Here is a 19861-nt window from a genome sequence, read left to right on the forward strand (position 1 = left end):
AGGGTGCCTTTTTTCAATTTATTACATCCCTAATTGATTGTAAATTGGTTTGAATACGTGAATTCACCACGATATTTAATTGCAGCGACATAAGTACCGCTTGTATAGCTATCTGTGATAGGGGTTTGCCAAATTTCTGTTCCAGGAATAAATTCTGGTGCTATTGTTTGGAATCGTTCTAGGGTACCATTTGTGTGGATTTTAAAAATTTTCATTTGCGCACCAAAATGTTCTCTACCAAAGTGCTGTGTTAAATAAAATGTATCACCAGTTATTAAATTCCCAATCTTCCAATCTGGTTGATATGTACTTTCCTCTGAATTTTGTAAATCCACAATGGTTTTAAATCCCCAATCATCATTAAGTGGATCTGAGTAAGCTGCAGCTGCTTGTGAGGTAGGCTTACTCATTTCTATTGCAGTAAAACCGCTAAAAGTTAACGCCCCAATTAATGCTAATTTTCCTAACTTCATTATTGTTTCCCCCTATTAATTTTTGTAATTTTTAAAACCAGAAATCATACGCACAATAATATAATATACTGTATTATATTTCAAATATTTTCTAAAAAAATCCATAAATAAAAAAGCACGCCAAAGGTGCCTTCCTCCGATTTGAATCACTTTAATTCTAAGAATATGTATTGGAACCCCATTCAAGTATCATTTTTCTCAATGAATAATTGGTATATTTTAGGGTGTTGTTTACTATTTTTATGTTAAGATATTTTAGTTGATACTCATCTTATTTTAGGAGGTTGGAAGATCTGTTACGTGCTTTTCATATGGATTTTAGTTTCTATACAGAAAATATAAAAGTTTTAGGGTTATTAGGGAATTCTACTCGATTATCAATTGTTTGTAAATTGATTACATATGGATCGTTGTCAGTTTCTGATTTAAGTAAGCAAACAAAAATTACAGAAAATTTGATTGTACAACATTTACGTAAATTAGCCTCTGGAAATATTGTAATTAGTGAACGTATAGGGAAAAGACTTCATTTTAAAATAAAAGATAATAAAACAATTGAGATTATTAGGGTATTAGGATTACTAAGTTAAATTTAATTACTTTCAATATAAATAATTTTGCTATAATTCAAATGTGCAAAATTATATTTAGCCCGCCTATGAAAATAGGTAGGTTTTTAATATACAAAAAGGCGCCCATATAAGGGTGCCTTTTCCAATAGTTTTTTTAGCAGAAGCAACTGCATCCGATAATGATTAATAAAATAAACAATACAACTAATAAAGCAAATCCTCCAGCGAAACCGCAGCCTTCGCCGCAACTACCACCATATCCCATAACAATAGTGCCTCCTTTAGCTCAGAGGGAAAAACTAGGGTTCATTCCATGTGATTTAATGGGTTTACATTACCTTATGTATTTAAGAATGAATTGAGCAGGTCCTTTTGAAAATAAAGAAAAGACACCCTAAGGTGCCTTCCTCCGACTTGAATCATCTTAATTTTAATAATATGTATTGGAATCCCATTCAATTATTATTTTACCATGTTAAATTGCTTTATTCATTGATAAATAAAGAAAAGCACTTTTTTGGAGTGCCCATTACTTATCGCAAGCGATCCCATCGCCATCTTTGTCTAATTTCTTGCTATATCCAGGTTCTCCTTGTTTAATTGGAGCTTTACCGGCTTTTTTCACTTGCGTACAATTTTCGTACACCACATTATTTTGCTCTGATTGTTTTTGTTGTTCCTCAGGCTGACTTGCTGGAGTCGTAGTCTGTTTTTGTTCTTCCTTATAATTCCTTACATCATCAATTACCACTTGATTATTAGATGAATCTACAATTTTAACCACAATGTCATCTTTGCTAGCAATATTGGCTTCTTTTCCATAAGCTCTGAATGCTGTACCTCTATACCTTTCGTATGGTCCAGCAGATGTTTTAAAAGTGGACACAGACAACTCTTTGTCTACCTTATCGTGTTTTGCATATGCATCCAAATCGAAAGCCAAAGTAATTAATTTCCCATCATCACTAATAGCTACCATAGGATTAACACCATCAATCTTCTTATAGGTTTCTGTTAATTTCTTTTGAGTATCATCTTTAAATTTATTAATTTTATCTTGTTTCTTATCAACTGGTTGTTCTACCGGCTTCGGTTCAACTTGTTTTTCTTCCTTTACAGGGGCTGTTTTTGTAGTGACAGCAGGTTTCACTTCTTGTTTTGGTTCTTCTTTCTTTCCAGTAACCGTATTAAAGATAGAAACAAAAATGACCAGGTAAATTAAAGAAGCAAGCACCATTTTCGCTTTATTACCAGAGCGGAATCCAAGTATCTTTTGATACCATTTACGCTCAGTTTTATGTATTTCAATATCTGTATAGCTTTTGATCAAGCTTTCTATTTCTTTTCCAGATCCATTTGGAATAAAGGCGAAAGTATCTTTTATCCCCTTGAACTCAAAGTTAGATTTAATAGCGTAGTGATCAATAAACACATCAGTATAGTCATTGAAATGATGTGTAGAGATACTAACTACATCCTTTGCATCTCTATCGTAAGTGAATGTTTGAATGTGTTCTTTTGAAACCGCAGCGTACCCTGTTTTAATTCCCCCAAGAGCAACAGTTACGATAATAGGGGTAATTCCATATTCTTTTTGATACTTAGCAGCTATAGTTTGTTTAGCAAGTTCTAATTCACTTGGCTGTTTTTCTTTTTTCTTTTTCCCCATGACTTTACTCCCCTTCAAAATGTAAGATTTACAGCAAGCATAACAAAAACAGTTACAACTATATTGTCATATTTTGTCGGAGAAAAATAAAAAACAGGACCAATTAGTCCTGTTGGTATAATTGGTAAAATTATGTAAAATATCACCTCTTCCCTTTGGAAATGATTTCTTTTATGATGAAATTAAATCACAGTATATCCTCTTTGTTTTGCAACATTTTCACGTACAATGAAACTTGTTTTGCAAAACGGCATTGCTAACGTCCGTCTAGCTTCTCATAAGCTCTTTGGATGTCGTTGCAAAATTTAAAAATTATTGCTAATCATAAAGAAAAGACACCCAAAGGTGCCTTTTACGCTGTAATAAATTTAAATACATAGTACATAAAGAATAACAAAGATAGACTTGCTAATCTGCCAGCAATTGATTCTTTCATAAATTTCATAAGTATCACTTTGACAATCAATGCTAAGAATAACGGTATAAACAGTACCATAGCAAGTTTGATAGCTAAGTCGTTTATAGTTGGATTAAACGCTTCAAAGTTAATAATGATATTCACTTATCCCTCTTTTTTATCTATTTATTTTTATAATTAGATTTATATTGTTTTGACTAATAAAGAGACGTTAATTTGAGAACCATTTATTTTTGGATTATAAGAGTACTCTCACATTTACGACAAGCAATCTTCTCTTCTTCAAAAATGAATAGATTTTCAGCATCACATTCTGGGCATACAACTGCAAATGGTGTTTTTATATTTTTATAGCATAGGAAAGAAAAGAATGCCATGATTAGAGCAGGTATAATAAGCATCATAATTAAGAATAGGCCCGCAAACAAGCCTGTAATTATGGAAAGTGGTTTCATTAGTTTTCTACCTACGGAGTTTACTTGATTATCCTTTTTACGAAAAGCAGTAACAAGGTAAGTTTGGGTTTCTTTTATTGGCTCAAATACATTTACCGTATTGTAATCTTGTTCATCCATAGTGGGATAGGAAGTGTTTGGTCCTTGATACCCTCGTTGTATATAATAGTTGTTTGACTCAGCTATTCGTGGTGTATACGAGATTCCAGTTCCAGGTACATAAGTTGTTGTTCTTGATTCAGGTGAAATAGAGTTCCCTCCCATACCTGTGTATGTAAAGTTAATTTTCACACCCGGGGAAAACTGGATAATTCTACGAAATTTATAACCCATAATATTGTATCCTCTCTATCTAATTAATAGAATTCTTTACTAATTATAACAAATTTTTAGTATTTATATTAATATATTTATTTATAATGTATTAATATAATATAAATATTTGAATTAAATAATTCAAGGCGTTTTATGAGTCCTTTTTTATAAAAAAAGACACCCAAAGGTGCCTTCCGACTTGAACCACTTTAATTTTAATAATATGTATTGGACTCCCATCCAAATATTATTTTACCATATTTATTATCTATTTTATTAAATTATTACTGGGCCTCTTGCTCACCTTTAGCTTTCATTTGTTTTTCATATACATATTTTGCTGTTGAAAAATCAGTAGGAAAATCACGTAGTGCCTTATTTATAATATTTAATTCTTCTTGCGATTTAATTTCAATGTTATTTAAATAGTCAAATGCTTTGGATTGTTTATTTGCAACATAATTTTGAGTAGAATAATCATCTGGGAAGTCTTTCTTAGCTTTTTCTTTAACCTTATTCATAGCTTCTGTTTTGTCGATGTTCTTTACTGGGTTCGCTAATGTTCCAGTAGTTTGTTCTGGTTTAGGTACTTCTTTCTTTTCCGGTTGAGACTCCGGCTTTACGTCTTCTTTTTTAGGCTGTTCTTGTTCTTGCGGTTTAGGTGTTTCTTGACTTGGCTGTGTAGTTTTTTGAAGTGACCTAGTTTGCTCTTTTTCATAGGAGTCTACTTTAGATTTCAACTCTTTGATTTGTGTTTTTAATTCTTGCTGTTCATTAAAGTGTTGATCGATAAGTTTATCCATATCTTTTTGTGAATACTTAGGTTTCATATCTTCTGATTTGGAATCTTTAAAAATAGCTACGGAAGCAATGATAGCTACTAGTACAGCGATAATTCCAATGATTAGTTTTTTATTCATTTATGTTCCTCCTAAAATACAATAATATTATTATATATCAATTAAGCATTTATAGGTAGAAAAAAAGACACCCTAAGGTGCCTTCCTCCGACTTGAACCACTTTAATTTTAATAATATGCATTTGGACTTTCATCCAAATAATATTTTACCATATTAAGTTATATTGGTGATTGAGAAATATGAATTGAATCTATTATTTTACTTTTAAGCTCTTTTCGTATTCTTTAGCTTCTTCAACATTTTTAAATGTTTTTAAATCGAATATCTTTTCTCCATCAATACATACAACTAATACTCCATCTTGAGCTTGAAGAACACTACCTACATTACCTTTTCCGAGTGAAATACTGAAGGGATTCTCTACATTTAATGATTTCTTTTTAGCAAGATAATCTTTAAATGGCATACCAATGGATAGTTCGTCTTTTAAGCCTTTAATAGTGTTACCAGAATTAGTTGTTGGTTGTTCCTTTTTTGTAGCCTCTTCTTGCTGTTTGCGTTGCTTTTCAGCCGTCTCTTGTTCAGCTTTCTCCTTTTTCACAGTCCCTTTTTCTTCAGCTTTCTTCGCTTTCTCAGCTTCCTTTTGTGCTTCTTGCTCAGCTTTAGATTCTTTGGAAGTACTTGCTGTCTCGTTAGATGAACATGCTGCTAATCCCATAAATAAAGCGAAACAAGTAAGTGTTGTTAATAGTTTTTTGTTCATAGTATGTATCCCCCAGCGTTTAAAATGTAAGATTTACCTGAACTATCATAACAAATATAATCACAACTATTTTGTCATATTATGTCGAAATGAAAAAAAGACACCCTAAGGTGCCTTCCTCCGACTTGAACCATCTTAATTTTAATAATATGTATTGGATCCCCATCCGAATATTATTTCACCGTATTTATCCATATCTTCAATTAGAAAAAAAGAACAGTATAGTATCTTATTACTGTTTGTTCATAGCCTTTATCTGTTCTTCATAAACATATTTAGTAGTCATGAAGTCATTAGGGAAGTCGTTGATCACTTTCTTCATAACGTTTAGTTCTTCCTGAGATTTGAGGTCAATACCATTTAGATAATCAAACGCCTTAGATTGTTCATCTGCTACATAATTCTGTGTCATGTAATCATCTGGGAAGTCTTTCTTTGCTTTTTCTTTGACGGCATTCATAGCAGCTGTTTTATCGATATTTTTTATAGGATTTGTAAATCCCGATGCAGATTGTTGAACATCTTGTTTAGGTTGTTCTTTCTTTTCTGGTTGAGCTTGAATATCTTGTTTAGGCTGTTCCTTCTTTTCTGGTTGAACTTGAACATCTTGTTTGGGTTGTTTTTGTTTTATTTCTTTTTTTGGTTCGGTTGGAGTTGTTGTAGCTTCTTCTTTGGTGTTTTTTCCGCCAACAACAACAATTACGACAATGGCAATGATAAACCAAAACCACCACTTTGTATAAAATGAGTTTTGCATAATTCGTTTCCTCCGATTATAGGGAATGTAGAATTTCTCCTCCAAGCATAACAAATCCAGTAATAACTGTTTTGTTGTATCATGTCGAAGAAAATAAAAAAAGAGAGCAATAGCTCTCACTCTCAATTAATAGCAACCAAAGATGCTTCAATGATGTATCGCTCAGGTGCATCTCCAATATAGTTAAATGGATAACATGTAGTTAGTGTTAATGTTGGTGTATCTCTTGCGATAATTACGGTACGATCATTCGCATCTGTAATCCAGTGTTTTTGAATTTGATAGATATATATTTTTTTATCATACTCAACTAAAATATAGTCATTTTCTTGTAAATCTCCTAAATTAGTAAATACCGTATCACGATGTCCACTTAAAACAGTATGTCCATTTCCAGAAGGAGTGGTTGTAATGTCACTAACAAACATTCCTACCCCTTTTTTTAAAGTTTTAGCATCAGCACCCCAGTAAACTTGATATTTCTGTTTAGTTTTCGGTATCACCATGTAGGCAATTTGTTCTCCCTTTTGATGTTGAACTTGAGAAGCTGGAATCTGTTTTGGTGATTCTGGTAATGGTTCACTAGTATTTGTAAAATTAGGTTCTTGATTTGGTAGACTATGTTGGGATTGTTCTTTGTTTGATTCATTTTTGACATCTTTTTTATCATTAGTAACAGGTTGTATATTTTTATATTGTTGAATTTCAGTACTTGTTAAGGCTTCAACAGTTTTTCTTGCGTCATACCAATCTATAAAGTAATAAACAAAAGTAAAAGAGCCGATAGTAATTAATAAAGCTCCTAACCAAACAAGTTTGTTCAAACTTATCACTCCACATTAAAAACGACAGGAATATTCCTGCCGTTTTTAGATATTAGTTTAGGCATTCGTTTTTTTACGACGGAATACAAGAACTGAACCTGCTAATACTAGAGCAGCGCTTGCTAGCATCATCGTAACACCGTTGGATGCTGTATTAGGTAATTTTTCACCTTGTTTTTTTGTTTCATTCTTTACAGCTGTTTGTTTAGTTTGCTCTTGTTTATTGTTAGTTGCTTGGTTGTTTTGTTGTGTATTTTCTTGTTTTACAGGTTCTTTTTTAGTATCTTCCTGTTTAACTGGTTCTTGTGGTTTTGTTTCATCCTTTTTAGTAGTTTGTTTGCTAGCTACAAATTGATCGTAGTCCCCTTTTTTCACTTCACAAGGTAAGCCATCATTGTCACGATCTAAGTCATGAGGATCGTTAGTTGCACTGTATCCATTGCTGTGCCAGAATTCCATAACCTCTTGTTTGTTTTTAAAGTGACCGCAATCCTTGTCGTTTGGATTTTTTTCTGCAAATGCAGCAGAACTGTACCCCACTGTTAATAGTGTTACCGCTGTTGCTGAAACTAATAATTTTTTCATGATTTTCCCCATCTCCCTAAATGGTATGTATTTACATCGGAAATTTTCACATTTAAAAACTTTAAAATATAATAATATTATGTAGATAAATGTAAGATTTCTATATGATAATAGCAAACTATTTATTCGCATGTTGTCATATTATGTCGAAGGTAAATAAAAAAAGACACCCTAAGGTGCCTTCCTCCGGCTTGAACCATATTAAATTTAATAATAAATATTGATATTTTTATATATATGAATTAAAATCGTAATGTCTAAAAATTGAGGAGGCTTATATGAAAAATCCATTCTACTCGAGACGTAAGTTTCGCTGTATTGCTGTAGTTTGTATATTTGCTTTTACCCAGGCATTAATTTTAAACTGCGGCTTACACTTTCTAGTGTTTGTACCTTACATCATATTATTTTGTTCACCTGTGTACTTTATATTTAAGTGTAAGAAAGAAAAAAATAAGTGTGTTGAATTAGTATGCAATCAATATAATCAAGAAAGATTCGCAGAGATGGAGGTATACCATCCAAATTTAGAATGGGGATTTCTTGTTTTAACAAAGCAAGCGCTGTTCTTTGTTCCTAAAAAAGGGGGTATCTGGTCTATTAATTTAGACGAAATATCTCGTTATGGAATGGATGGTATTGGGACTGGAGTATTCAATTCAACAACTTCGTCACTTACTGGGGACACTACTACAAGAGAAGATGTAAATCGTATATTTTATGTGTATAAGGGTAAAGAGTGTTACTATTGGTATACTAACAAAAATGAATTAATGTTTGAAAATATGCAGATATTATTTGGAACACATACTAGTCAATTAAAAAGTAATTACTAAGTGAATTTAATGCAAATGCAATTATATATAATTAATTTTGTATTTTGATTTAAATTATTTTTTATATTTCCCCCTCAGAAATGAGGGGTTTTTGAGCTATATCTTTTCGGAAAATAATAAAAAAGACACCCTAAGGTGCCTTCCTCCGACTTGAACCACTTTAATAATATGTATTGGACTCCCATCTGATTTCCACTTCACCATAAAAAATGTAATCATTTTGATTTAAAATTACATTTTATGAACTTCACCAGTATTAGAATTCACATTGAACCAACCATAAGTTGCTGTATGTCCGCCTTCTTCGTCTGACACAATTTGATATACATGTATGACATACTCTTCACCTTCAACGCCTTCGTATTGGCAGTAAACTTTAGGATTGTTGGTAATGTTTAAAGTTTTTCTAACTTTGTTTTCTGCATCTGTAGGAGAGAGCTTTTGTTTGCTGCTTTGAGCGGTTTGCTTTTGCTGTTCTTTTGCTTGTTGCTCTTTTATTTGTTGCTCTTTTGCTTGTTGTTGCTTCTTTTGCTCCGCTGCTTTTTTCTGCTCTTCTTGTCGTTTTTCTTCTTCCACTGCTGCATTTTTCTCTTTTTCCAGCTTCTCTAACTGTTCCGTTACCTTTTGATTTTGTTCCGTGAACATCTTATCTGAAGTTGTTTCTTGTTGTACTTTTGTCAATATTACCTTTGATTCATCAAATTTCTTTTCGCTTAGGAGGTCTTGTGCTGTTTGTAATTCTTTATTGTAATTCTCACGTTTATCTTTATATTGAGTAAGTGTTTCTTTCTCCTTCTTCGCCTCATTTTTCACCGTCTCTAAACCGTCTTTCATGGTTAAAACTTGGTCGAATAACTTAATTGCATTGTCGATGTCGAGTTTTTCTTTTGCGATCAGCGCTTTTTCCATTTTGGATGCTTGCTTTTGCAAAGTTTGAACTTCCTCGTCCTTTTTTTCTTTTAATGCAATTTCAAATGAAGCATTTGCATTTGTATATTCCTTATTTGCCAGTGCTAATTTCCCCTGTTCTACCGCTTTATCGAATGTTTCGTTACTGCAACCGAATAATAAGGTTGCGATTAATAAAATAGAAAAACTCATCAAGAATTTTTTCAAATTTCTCCCGCCCTTTTATATGTATTTTCCTTATATAAGGATAAATAATTTAAATGTCGATGATTCGCTGCATCTTCTTTTTCTTCGCAGCCAGTCATCATAATCATAGCTAGCAATAGACTATATGCAGCGAAATACTGTTTTTAAACTTCGTAAAAATCTTATGTTCCAACATGGTGTATCCTCCCTGATTGTATGACTATAATGAAATCATTTAATATTATAATATTTTTATATAAAATGAACCATATCATTTTATTAAAAAATGCGATGTATGTAAAAAAAGACACCCTAAATGGCCTTTCTTCAACTTATCCCCCCTTAACATCAGGTGTTATCTACATAATTGAAGAGATAAAACATCCCTATATTAGTAATTACTTCACGTCCCTATTTTAAGTTTACAAAATCCCAAAAATCCCCCTCTTATAAAAAATAAAAAGAGGGGGATTTTTTTATTAATCTACATGTTAAGTGTGTACAAATCCTAAGGCATACGATCTTTTAAATCTGCTAAAGGTATAAGCTTGTCGACAAGCCATAATTTCTTATTTCCATCATAGATAAGATTTATTTGCATTAATGACATATTATCAGATGAAACACCATTAACTGTAATTTTACTTTTCACTTTTGCCAATACATTTGCTTTTGTAGTATCCAAAAATGCATAATACAACTCGCCACCTGTGTATTCAGATTGAAATGAAACTTTCTTCTTTTCTTTCTCATCTCCAGTTCCAGGAGCAGATTGCGTTGGTCCACCTGGTGGTGTTAATTCTTTCTTTGCATTTGGTGTTATATATGCATCGATATTAGCAAGGTAAGATTCGCCTTTACCTGTATCATAAGTACGGAAAGCTTTAAGAAATCGTTCTGCAGCTTCTTTTACTTGTTGTTGATTGTTACTCTTTAGAGCTGACAATTCTTTTTTCGTATCGGTGTATTGTGCCTCCACCTTTTCCACTTTTTTCGTTAATTTTATATTATCTGTTTTAAGTTTTTCATTATCAAATTGATATTTTATTAAAAATCCTACACTAGCTATTAATAAAATTGCTATTATAATGGTAATTTTCTTCATGATTTACCTCCTTTTCGCAGTTTCATAAGTTGTTAGGTGTTACATGCATTATTATCTAACTACACGACCATACCCTGCAAAATGCTGTTGAAAATATGGTTTACTTAAATCAGCATAGCCAATCGGATCGCCAGCATGATACATTGTATTATTTCCTACATAAATACCAACATGTGTAATGTAGTTACTTGTAGCATAAGTGCTATGGAAAAATACTAAATCTCCTGGCTTAGGATCTGTTACACGTTGGGTTTTATCCCATTGGGTTTGTGCAGTACCAAATAAATTAATACCAACCCTTGAATAGGTATACTCAACAATTCCACTACAGTCAAATGATGTATTTGGTGTTCGCCCTCCAAAAACATATGGCCATCCTTGATACTTTAGTGCTTCTGCCATAATTGCTTGGAATACATCATCACCTAAAACACTACTACCAGCAATTCCTCCAGAACCACCAGGGGTTTGACCAGGTTGATAGTATCTCATAATATGTGGGACATAATCGGGATCACCATAGCACCAATTATTAGCTACAGCCTCAGCACTTCTCCACGAACCACATTTATAACCATTTTTAGCTGATTGCTCTGCAGAAAATGCCCTTGCATTCTCGTGAGTATATCCACCTTTCGAAACTGCATAGTTAGCGTAGCCAGTTCCATAGTTATAACATTGTAATGTAATATTTTGATCACCATTGGATTTTTTATGACAATCAGCAAAATGCATTAAACCATATTTTATACTTTCCTCTGGATCAGTAAAATACCCTGGAGGATGCCCCTGTGATTCCGAGCTTTGCATTACATCTAATTGTGTTCCAGAACTTTCTTGTTGGATAAGAGCAAGAATTAAAGGAGTCATTGCTTCAATACCATGCTGTGCCGCATATTTCCTTACCAATGGCTCCCATCTCATTACTTCAGGACTAACACTTGCTGTACCTGGGGCAAAAGGACCACCAATTCCTCCAGGACTGACTTCATCTTCACTCATACTAGCAGTTAATAAAAATATCACTATACCTAAACCTGCAACAACAGCCAGAATAACACCGGCTATTATTAATAATGGCTTTGCAACAGCAACTGTAGCTGCCTTTTGAGCTACTTTAACTGCTACTTTCTTCCCTACTTGTGCAACTGCTTTACCCGCTACTTTTGTTCCTTTACCAGCCGTCTTCCCTAAAGAATGGCCTGCCTTTTTCAAGGCAGGCTTAGCATTCCCTAGCTCAGCTTCAGGATGATGTTCATTTTCAAAGTCGCGATTTGGTTCCGCACTCAATGTATAAACCCTCCCTCACGAGCTGAATTATTTTGGTTTTATCGTTTCTTTTGCTTTTACATTTTTTACAGCTTCTTGTTGTGTTTGTGCTTTTTCGTTAACTTTCTTAATATCTGCTCCTTCTTTTACATGTTGTTGATTATTCACTTTAGGAACATTTTTAGTTTGTTGTTGATTAATTTGTTTTACCTCTACTTGTTTTTGTGGTGTACTCACCTGGGAAGTAGTGACTGACTTACTCTCTATCGGGTTCGGTTGTGATGGTGTCGTCCCCGACTGTGGTGTTGTGATTGGTTTGCTTTCCATCGGATTCGCTGATATCGGTGGTGTTCCTGACTGTGGTGCTGTAATTGGTTTGCTCTCAACCGGATTCACTGGTATTGGTGGTGTTCCTGACTGTGGTGTTGTAATTGGTTTACTCTCAATCGGATTCGATTGTAACGGTGGTGTTCCTGACTGTGGTGTTGTAATTGGTTTACTCTCAATCGGATTCGATTGTAATGGTGTCGTTCCTGACTGTGGTGTTGTAACTGGCTTTGTTTGACCTGTTGGTGTTTCGATTGCCGCTAATGGTTTTACTTCCGCTTTTACATCTTCTTGCTTATTATCAAGACCACCATTATTTTGAGGCGCAGCTGGTCTGATTTGAGCTTTTACATCTTCTTCTTTATTACCTAGTTCCTCATTTAATGGTGCTACTGGTTTAACATTCGCCTTTACATCTTCTTCTTTATCTTTTAATTCTGCTTGTTGTACTTCAATATTATTATCTTGAGGTTTCTCTCGTACTGCTAATTCTGGATTTTCTTTAGTTGCGGCTACTTCTTCCTGAACCATTTCTTGCTCCTGATGTCCTTTTCTATCACGAACACCTAAATTTTCTTCTTTTTTCATTTGACTAATATTTTTTTCTTTTTCTGCTTGCATTTGTTCTTTTTCCTTGCGTTTACCATCTGCTACCTTCTCTTTTCTATCAGCATAGTTTTCTTTCAACTGTTTAAACTTACTATAGCCTGATTTACCCACTTTTCCGGCCATTGCCGCACTTGCAACACCCGCGGCTCCAGCTACTGCAACACCTCTTCCAACTGTCTTAGATCCACGTCTAACATCACGATATTTCTGCCTAATATTACTCATAGCATCTGATGCGCGTGCAGCTCCTGCACTTGCTGGTACCGTAGTAATAGCATCAAAAATCGTTTTACGATATAACCAAACACCTAAGAACGAAAGTACTTGTAATGCAGCAACTACTAAATAACCATACTTATCAGTTGCGCTAAATAAGATTGAAGAAACCCAAAACATTAAAGTTATAAGAAAGCCAATTGCAACTTTCATAAGCAACGTTCGGAACAATTCAGATAAAAATCTCTTTGCTGTCCCAGTCCATGCAGGTACTAGTGCCATCAATAACATTACAGGTGACATTAATGCTACGATAATAAACATTAATTGGTAGAACAACATCGCCATACTACATAATCCTAAGACACCCCATAAAGGTCCATTGATTAAGAAAAGTAGTAATACTAAAGCGCCACGCTCAAAAGTAGCATCTAACACCAGAATTTTATTATTTTCATCTTTTACCTCATGTTCTAGGAGTTTTTGCCTTTCATCCGCATTAGTTGTTGTTAACATTTTCTTAATTCTCTCATCACCGATTTTTTTCATATCTGTTGTACCAAACTGCAGTAATGTATAAGGTTGTTTTATTAATAGAGTGTGTGTTAAATCAGTAATGGAATCTACACCGCTTGAATATCCTTCACTTGCTCCACTAATACTTTGAGTTGAATCAAGAACAGTTTTATTTACTTGTTCGGAGAAAGTGTTTAGTCCTTTGATAATATAACTTGAGTTTGCGAAAAAACCTAAAGTAAAAACTAAGATCCCTAATGCTTTTAACAATCCTCCTAGCATCTCTGACTGGCGTCGTTGTACAAAACCTACCCAGATAACCCAGCAGGCTAATAAAGCTAACATAAGTCCAATTAATTCACTATATATTCCATTACCCCAAGAACCATTGAACCCTGCTGCTTTAGATATTACATCGCCTAATTTATCTCCTACATCAGCTACAATATTGAGACTCATAGATTGGCCGACCATACTTGTAACAAAAGTACTAATTCCAAGATTAATGGTCCATCCAATACTTATAAGACTAAATAATACAGCAACCATTTGTTCTTTAACTTTATCCCCCCATTTCCAAAACTTAAGGGATTCACCAAATCCACCTTCTGGTGTATAAATATCAATCCCATAGCTACTTGGAGGGTATTCTTCATATTTTAATTTTTCCTTATTCTTTGGAATAATATCGTCTATAAGAGAAGGTCTGGGTTCTTCCTCTGCATATACTGGAGCAGCTTTAAAAATTAAATTAAATGCTAAAAGCAAAGTACAAATTAATAACAATAGGGTAATAAACTTTTTCATTACATGTTACTCCCCCTTTAATGGGAAACCTATTAATCTTTCGAACTAAACTCATTTGTAGGTTTAGTATTTGCTACTTCATCGATTTCATTTCGATAAGGGGCAGCATAACTACGTACTTTAAAACCTTTATCTGTTCGAACCACCCTTATCCACTTTATTTCTTTATCAATATTTTTAGGGGGTTTTTTTGATATAAAGTTATACATAATCGTATCCTTATCGACTATATACTCTTTTACTTTATAATCTTTGTAAGACAAATTATTTTTAGGACCTTGATTTTTATCTAATATAGTATCTTTTTCTCCATCTACTACAAGCTTAAGTATTGTTTTATGATCCCGTTGTAAATCTGCTTTTACAAAATCTAGCATTATTTCTCTAGGAGTGTGCCCCTGTTTATCTTTTTCTTCCCCTACATTTGTTTCGCTATTTCCACATGCAGCACTCAGAATTAGAGCGCCAGCACATAGACTAGATAGCATTAATTTTTTTAGTTTAGTTTTTACCATGTTAACTCACTCCTACGTTTATTTTTTCTCCCCCTTCTTCGACAAAGGTTGCATTAACTTCCTGCTTTTCATCATCATTTGACTTTCTATAATTCTTTCTTGCATTTGGTCTTGTATCGAATGCATCGTATAAATCCTTAAACACTACATCCATTGTGACAACACCTGTTCTTCCTTGGATATCTTGGAATAAACATTGTCCTGTTTCTAAATTAGTAATAATCGCATGATTTTCTTCATTATCAGGTAAACCAAAGAAATCTAAGATTGAAGAAATCTCTTTACTGTCGGTATTACGGAATGAGAACTTCATACCGATATTATTCTTAAATGTCTCATCTCCAAGGTCACTTGCGCTTTGAGTTGCAAAGTATACTGCAGAGTTTAAGGCACGACCTTCACGAACTAGCTTACGAGCTAACTCTCGCCCTTGAGAAGTTCCCATGATTGCCCATGCTTCATCTAATAGAACAATTTTGAATTTAGTAGGGTCCTTTTGAAAGAATTTTCTTGCAAAAGAAGATAGAGACATCAGCATACTAACTGATAAATTTTCTTGTAAGGTATAATCTTTCGGATCTTTTTGAATATCAGGCATATCAAGATGCTGAATTTGTATGATATTTACTGCTGTATCAAGTTCAATATCTCTATTTGTTCCATCACCAAAGATTAAGTGTGCAAATGATAAATTTTCAAATGCTTGAATATGAGCAGCTAATTGTTGATCCACTTTATCCTCACTATCTTCAAGGTATTGAGATACAGCTGTTAAGCACGGTTCTTCCATTCCTGCTACGAATTCTACAGCTGAAGCTAAGCGCGGGAATTTTTCCGAGTTATCTGGTTTAATACCTGTAATGAAAGTAAGAATTGTCATTGCCAACTCAATTGCATCTTTTCGGCTATGTTTATGAATGATAAATGGGTCTAGTTTCCCTTCATCTCGTCTATCAGTCCCTAGTGTAATTACATTTACCTTACCTTCTAAGCCGTGTAAATCTTCTGTCCAGTTCCCCCTCTCACCTTTTGGATCGACTATCAGTGTTTGGGCTCCTCCTAGTACCGCTAGGTAAACAATTAAGTTTGTTCCAAATGATTTACCAGAACCAGTACTTCCTGTTACTGCAACTGAAAGTGCGCTCGTTTTTTGATTTGCAACGGTATTTGTCGCTGCGAGAGAAGGTGTCATATAAACTGCTTTGTTTAAAATACCAGTTGTACCTATATAAAATCCGATATTATCACCTAAATCTTGTGTTGCACCAAACATACCGGCTGCAAGCACTCCAGGCTCCATAAAGTGTATATAATCATTTACATACCTTCTTGAACCAGGGATAAATTCATTAAACAGTAGGAACTGATCTCCATACGGCCTTACTAGTTCAATCATCATCTCTCTATAAATAGAAATGAGTGAATTGGTATTTCGACGCATTGTATCTAAATCTTCAGCACATATACAGAAAGATACCGAAGTTTTAACTAATGGCATACGTGTCTTTTGTATAAGGGCTTGTAATTCAGTAGCTTCTTGAACGCCTTCATACACGTTTAGCCCAACAGTTTGTGCATTTTCTCTTGCATGTGCTTCTTGGTCTTCTAAATCTTTTTTCTTTTTATTTAGTTTGGATAGGGCTTTACGATGGTTAATATTTTCAGTGCGAACACTCAGTTCAATTGGGAAATCTATATTTTGGATCATATACATCCACTCTTGGTCTGGAAATTCCATTGTATATGGAATCTTCGATGCTGATAAAAAGCTCATATATGCTGGATACTCTAAACCATCAGAACCGATTTGAGACATTTCTATATGTCTTCCTTTAACGTCTATTTCTGATTCTGTTAAGCGCAATAAACTCTCTTGGTTTGGAAAGATTGCAGAATCGTCATCAACTACTGGCGGCGTCCATCCTGCTGTAACAGGTGCCTCTAATGTACGATAGAAGTTTCGTAACACAATCCATTGAGTTTCATTTGTTTCTAGACTTCTTACTGCTAAATGTTTTCTTATTTTGTTTTTAAAAGCGCTAGATTCCCGTTTAAACATCTCCAAATCAGTTTTTAGTATTTTGGTATCACCAAGTAATCCAAACTGTTCTGCAGTGTTTTTAAAGGTATGAAATGCAGTGTAAAGCATTTCCTTAAGTCCTTCTTGTATGTGTCTTACTTTTAATTTCACACCTATAAAATAACGATATTCTACAGCGTTTTTACCAAATTTTCTTTCTAACTCATGGACAACGTCATCAGTATGATCGATTGCCAGCTCTTTTAGTTCACCACTTACTGTTTCTTTAAACTCATCGGCTTTTTCTTTGAAATTCTGATAAACAGGAATCATTAGTAGATGTTTCTCTTCTTCATAATTCCAAAATAAACCGAGTTGTCGCATAAACAACGTATTTTTATCATCGTCTCCTTTAAATTCATAAGGAATCCCGTATGCCTCATAATACGCCCAGCAAGAACCATCTTGGTTAAAAATCAAATTCTCATGAAAATATTTGACTGGAAATTCAACCTGATTCATTTGTGCCTCCTTAGAGAAGAATATGAGACTAAAATAATTCTTCTGTATAGACTAATTAATTACTTTTTCTTAATTGAATCATCCTTAAACCGGACTACCGTCTTATATTGATAGCTTCCAATATTACCAGTTGTATCCTTATAACGACTCAACTTCTTTCTTTCAAATATGAATGCAAAGAATCGATATATAAATTTGTGTGGGCTCTTTCCATCTAATTCAACATTTCCAAAGAAGTACGCTATACCACCAGGTAATATTAAATATTTGAAAAAGACATTCTCTCCTAAGGGTAAAAACTGATCTAGAAATATAATTACTAAAAGTGTCCCAACAAAGATTCCCAGTTGTCTGTAAGGGACTGGGAAAGGGAGTGTTATGTCCCTTATCCCATATAAACTCTTTGGAATATCCCAAATAGAGTTGTAAGTCCTTACTTCCTTGCGAGTCGGTTTCTGAGTCACTTATACCAACTCCTTAAAAATTTATGAGTTTTAATAGTTATCATTTGAAAACTAAGTTATATAATTTTGTTCCAAGGTCTTTAAATACGTCTGGTGAGAATACAAATACTGAAACAATTGCACAAAGTACCAGCCAACCAATTAAACCTGCCATTTGTCGTTTTACAAGTAGCACTATTACACCGATGATTGCACAAACTAAAAAGATTGGACCTAACTGAGCTACTAACCAGTTTTTAATATTCACCCCAAAATTAATGTTACCTAGAACCGCTGCATCTGTAATAGCAGGTAATTGCTGAGCAACCATATCTAATCCCAAAAGCTCCATAATTATTTACCCTCCACTTTCTCTAATGTGTTTTCAAATTTCTTCATAGAGCTAATTGAAAACTTGTTATCTTTATTTACTAGACTTAAATCATATGTGTATGTGTACTCTAAGCTGCTATCATTGTCTTTTAATTTGGCATCAACTAAGACTCTGTACCCTTTATCCTTATCTTCATAAATTCGTAGGTTTTCTAATTTGCTAAATGTCATAATGCCTTTTAGTCCATTTGTTATATTGCTTTTTTCAAAGTAGTAAGCAATTTCTTCTGGTGTTCCTTCTGTATAAACTTTAAATACAGATTGTAAAAATTGTTCTACTTTTTTCACTTCTGCATCTGTATTAATTTCTCGTCCTTCTGATTTGAAGGTAGCCACTTTATAAGATGCCTTTTCTCTCTCTCCATGAACGATTGTAGGATTGTTAGGAACGACCATTTTTCCTTTCTCCATTAAAATTGGAATAGAGAAGTACCTTGTAACTTCTTTAGGCTCTTTTGGTGTATCTGGGGCTTGAGTCATTCCTGGAGCAGGATTATTTACAGGTTCTAGTTTCTGAATGATTTTCAATGTTACTTCTGCTTCATTTCCTTTTTGCCGGACCTCTACAGCTTCCGACTTAACTAAAGTACTAGAGGCGTTTTTTAAAGTGTCTCTATTTAATCCACCTTGCGCATCGGATCCTTCAACTAGAAATTTCTCTAATCGTTTTTTTCGCTCTTCAGCTACATTCATATCAACTTTCCAGTTAAAATAATTTGCAGCAAAACTATTCGCATATGCAATTAATTCTGCTTCTGACATTTTAATTTTTACGGGTTTCTCCTTCTTTTCTTGAACAGCTACTGCTCTAGGAGGACCGGCAAGTTGGATAAATGAAAGAGAGCTTCCTACAAACACGAATCCCATCACACACCAAAATGTAACCTTACCTACTTTTCTTCCTGTTATCGCCGGAACTTTCTCCCTTGTTTTACGTTTCTTCTTTTCTTTAAGTGCTTCTGAATTTTCTAGTTGCATATCTAATATTTCAGTTGTTTTATTCTTTGCTTTTTTAAAGAATGTAAATTTCTTTTTTTCGGCGTTTTTCTGGGATTTCTTTTTTACCATGTCTTCACCTCTCTTTTTAAATGTTTAGGAGATTACAAAGTTCATTGTAATCTCCACTAATCAACTATCTACTTTAAGTATGATTTACTTTTTTCGGAAATCTAAGAGAAATAAAAAAAATTATGTTTTACATCAAAAATTTTTTAGGAAGATTAAAACTAAATATAATGTTTATTAAAATACATAAAAAAACCAATTCCATTAAGAAATGAAATTGGTTTTACACAGGGTCTATTCTCTATAGTAAGTATTACACAATATAAAAACCTAATATAATATATATCTTTAATATATATAAAGAAAAAAGATAAAACTTTTATACAGAGGAAAAATCGTCTTAAAACATTGCTATGCTAAGGGTTCATTATTACTCTAGCCGTAAAAAATCATAAAAAGTAAATACTGGGAATGTACTTAATGAGCTGGAT

The 19861-nt window shown here is 33.6% G+C and carries 21 protein-coding genes; 2 read left to right on the forward strand and 19 right to left on the reverse strand.

The annotated features are described in order from the left end of the window. Nucleotides 1–29: 29 nt before the first annotated feature. Nucleotides 30–473, reverse strand: a complete 444-nt coding sequence (locus tag DOS87_RS00960; RefSeq protein WP_000765889.1) for a DUF5065 family protein — start codon at nucleotides 471–473, stop codon at nucleotides 30–32. A gap of 311 nt (nucleotides 474–784) precedes the next feature. Here DOS87_RS00960 and DOS87_RS00965 point away from each other — a divergent pair, with 311 nt between their 5' ends. Beyond that, complete coding sequence (locus DOS87_RS00965) at nucleotides 785–1063, forward strand: ArsR/SmtB family transcription factor (RefSeq protein ID WP_184121810.1); 279 nt, start codon at nucleotides 785–787, stop codon at nucleotides 1061–1063. A gap of 136 nt (nucleotides 1064–1199) precedes the next feature. On the opposite strand, the gene DOS87_RS00970 is transcribed toward DOS87_RS00965, so the two are convergent. The 9 genes from DOS87_RS00970 to DOS87_RS01010 form a co-directional block, all read right to left on the reverse strand. Beyond that, a complete protein-coding gene (locus DOS87_RS00970) occupies nucleotides 1200–1310 on the reverse strand; it encodes a YjcZ family sporulation protein (RefSeq protein ID WP_000540371.1) in 111 nt (36 codons plus the stop codon). A gap of 264 nt (nucleotides 1311–1574) precedes the next feature. After that, nucleotides 1575–2714, reverse strand: a complete 1140-nt coding sequence (locus DOS87_RS00975) for an excalibur calcium-binding domain-containing protein (protein ID WP_184121793.1) — start codon at nucleotides 2712–2714, stop codon at nucleotides 1575–1577. 352 nt (nucleotides 2715–3066) lie between these two features. Next, nucleotides 3067–3276 (reverse strand): hypothetical protein, encoded by a 210-nt coding sequence (locus DOS87_RS00980; RefSeq protein WP_001021325.1) that lies wholly within the window; start codon nucleotides 3274–3276, stop codon nucleotides 3067–3069. Between the two features lie 83 nt (nucleotides 3277–3359). After that, on the reverse strand, nucleotides 3360–3920 hold the full coding sequence (locus DOS87_RS00985) for a DUF4236 domain-containing protein (protein WP_208730182.1): 561 nt from the start codon (nucleotides 3918–3920) through the stop codon (nucleotides 3360–3362). Nucleotides 3921–4186: 266 nt separating this feature from the next. Then, entirely contained in the window at nucleotides 4187–4822 is a 636-nt protein-coding gene (locus DOS87_RS00990; RefSeq protein ID WP_001035532.1) for a hypothetical protein, read from the reverse strand. A gap of 194 nt (nucleotides 4823–5016) precedes the next feature. Beyond that, nucleotides 5017–5526, reverse strand: coding sequence for a hypothetical protein (locus DOS87_RS00995; protein ID WP_208730183.1), 510 nt, complete (start codon nucleotides 5524–5526; stop codon nucleotides 5017–5019). Between the two features lie 232 nt (nucleotides 5527–5758). Next, nucleotides 5759–6283, reverse strand: a complete 525-nt coding sequence (locus DOS87_RS01000) for a hypothetical protein (RefSeq protein ID WP_098311879.1) — start codon at nucleotides 6281–6283, stop codon at nucleotides 5759–5761. Nucleotides 6284–6405: 122 nt separating this feature from the next. Then, nucleotides 6406–7107, reverse strand: a complete 702-nt coding sequence (locus DOS87_RS01005) for a class D sortase (protein WP_098832448.1) — start codon at nucleotides 7105–7107, stop codon at nucleotides 6406–6408. A gap of 57 nt (nucleotides 7108–7164) precedes the next feature. Next, complete coding sequence (locus DOS87_RS01010; RefSeq protein WP_025118678.1) at nucleotides 7165–7692, reverse strand: excalibur calcium-binding domain-containing protein; 528 nt, start codon at nucleotides 7690–7692, stop codon at nucleotides 7165–7167. Nucleotides 7693–7970: 278 nt separating this feature from the next. On the opposite strand from DOS87_RS01010, the gene DOS87_RS01015 reads away from it, so the two are divergent. Continuing rightward, the gene (locus tag DOS87_RS01015; RefSeq protein WP_208730184.1) at nucleotides 7971–8528 is read left to right on the forward strand and encodes a hypothetical protein; all 558 of its coding nucleotides are present in this window, start codon (nucleotides 7971–7973) and stop codon (nucleotides 8526–8528) included. 231 nt (nucleotides 8529–8759) lie between these two features. Here DOS87_RS01015 and DOS87_RS01020 read toward each other — a convergent pair whose 3' ends face one another. The 9 genes from DOS87_RS01020 to DOS87_RS01060 form a co-directional block, all read right to left on the reverse strand. After that, nucleotides 8760–9644, reverse strand: a complete 885-nt coding sequence (locus tag DOS87_RS01020) for a hypothetical protein (protein WP_208730185.1) — start codon at nucleotides 9642–9644, stop codon at nucleotides 8760–8762. Between the two features lie 487 nt (nucleotides 9645–10131). After that, nucleotides 10132–10728 (reverse strand): hypothetical protein, encoded by a 597-nt coding sequence (locus tag DOS87_RS01025; RefSeq protein WP_208730186.1) that lies wholly within the window; start codon nucleotides 10726–10728, stop codon nucleotides 10132–10134. Between the two features lie 51 nt (nucleotides 10729–10779). After that, the gene (locus DOS87_RS01030; RefSeq protein WP_208730187.1) at nucleotides 10780–12018 is read right to left on the reverse strand and encodes a bifunctional lytic transglycosylase/C40 family peptidase; all 1239 of its coding nucleotides are present in this window, start codon (nucleotides 12016–12018) and stop codon (nucleotides 10780–10782) included. Nucleotides 12019–12045: 27 nt separating this feature from the next. After that, complete coding sequence (locus tag DOS87_RS01035) at nucleotides 12046–14472, reverse strand: CD3337/EF1877 family mobilome membrane protein (protein ID WP_208730188.1); 2427 nt, start codon at nucleotides 14470–14472, stop codon at nucleotides 12046–12048. A 32-nt stretch (nucleotides 14473–14504) separates the two neighbouring features. After that, nucleotides 14505–14987 (reverse strand): hypothetical protein, encoded by a 483-nt coding sequence (locus DOS87_RS01040; RefSeq protein ID WP_069604285.1) that lies wholly within the window; start codon nucleotides 14985–14987, stop codon nucleotides 14505–14507. A gap of 1 nt (nucleotide 14988) precedes the next feature. Next, nucleotides 14989–17529, reverse strand: a complete 2541-nt coding sequence (locus DOS87_RS01045) for an ATP-binding protein (RefSeq protein ID WP_208730189.1) — start codon at nucleotides 17527–17529, stop codon at nucleotides 14989–14991. 59 nt (nucleotides 17530–17588) lie between these two features. Next, on the reverse strand, nucleotides 17589–17993 hold the full coding sequence (locus DOS87_RS01050; protein WP_208730190.1) for a TcpE family conjugal transfer membrane protein: 405 nt from the start codon (nucleotides 17991–17993) through the stop codon (nucleotides 17589–17591). Between the two features lie 40 nt (nucleotides 17994–18033). Continuing rightward, complete coding sequence (locus DOS87_RS01055) at nucleotides 18034–18324, reverse strand: hypothetical protein (protein WP_000421395.1); 291 nt, start codon at nucleotides 18322–18324, stop codon at nucleotides 18034–18036. 2 nt (nucleotides 18325–18326) lie between these two features. After that, nucleotides 18327–19433, reverse strand: a complete 1107-nt coding sequence (locus tag DOS87_RS01060) for a conjugal transfer protein (protein WP_072941353.1) — start codon at nucleotides 19431–19433, stop codon at nucleotides 18327–18329. Between the last annotated feature and the right edge of the window lie 428 nt (nucleotides 19434–19861).

The sequence above is a fragment of the Bacillus sp. CR71 genome (assembly GCF_003429245.1).
Taxonomy (GTDB): Bacteria; Bacillota; Bacilli; order Bacillales; family Bacillaceae_G; genus Bacillus_A; species Bacillus_A thuringiensis_S.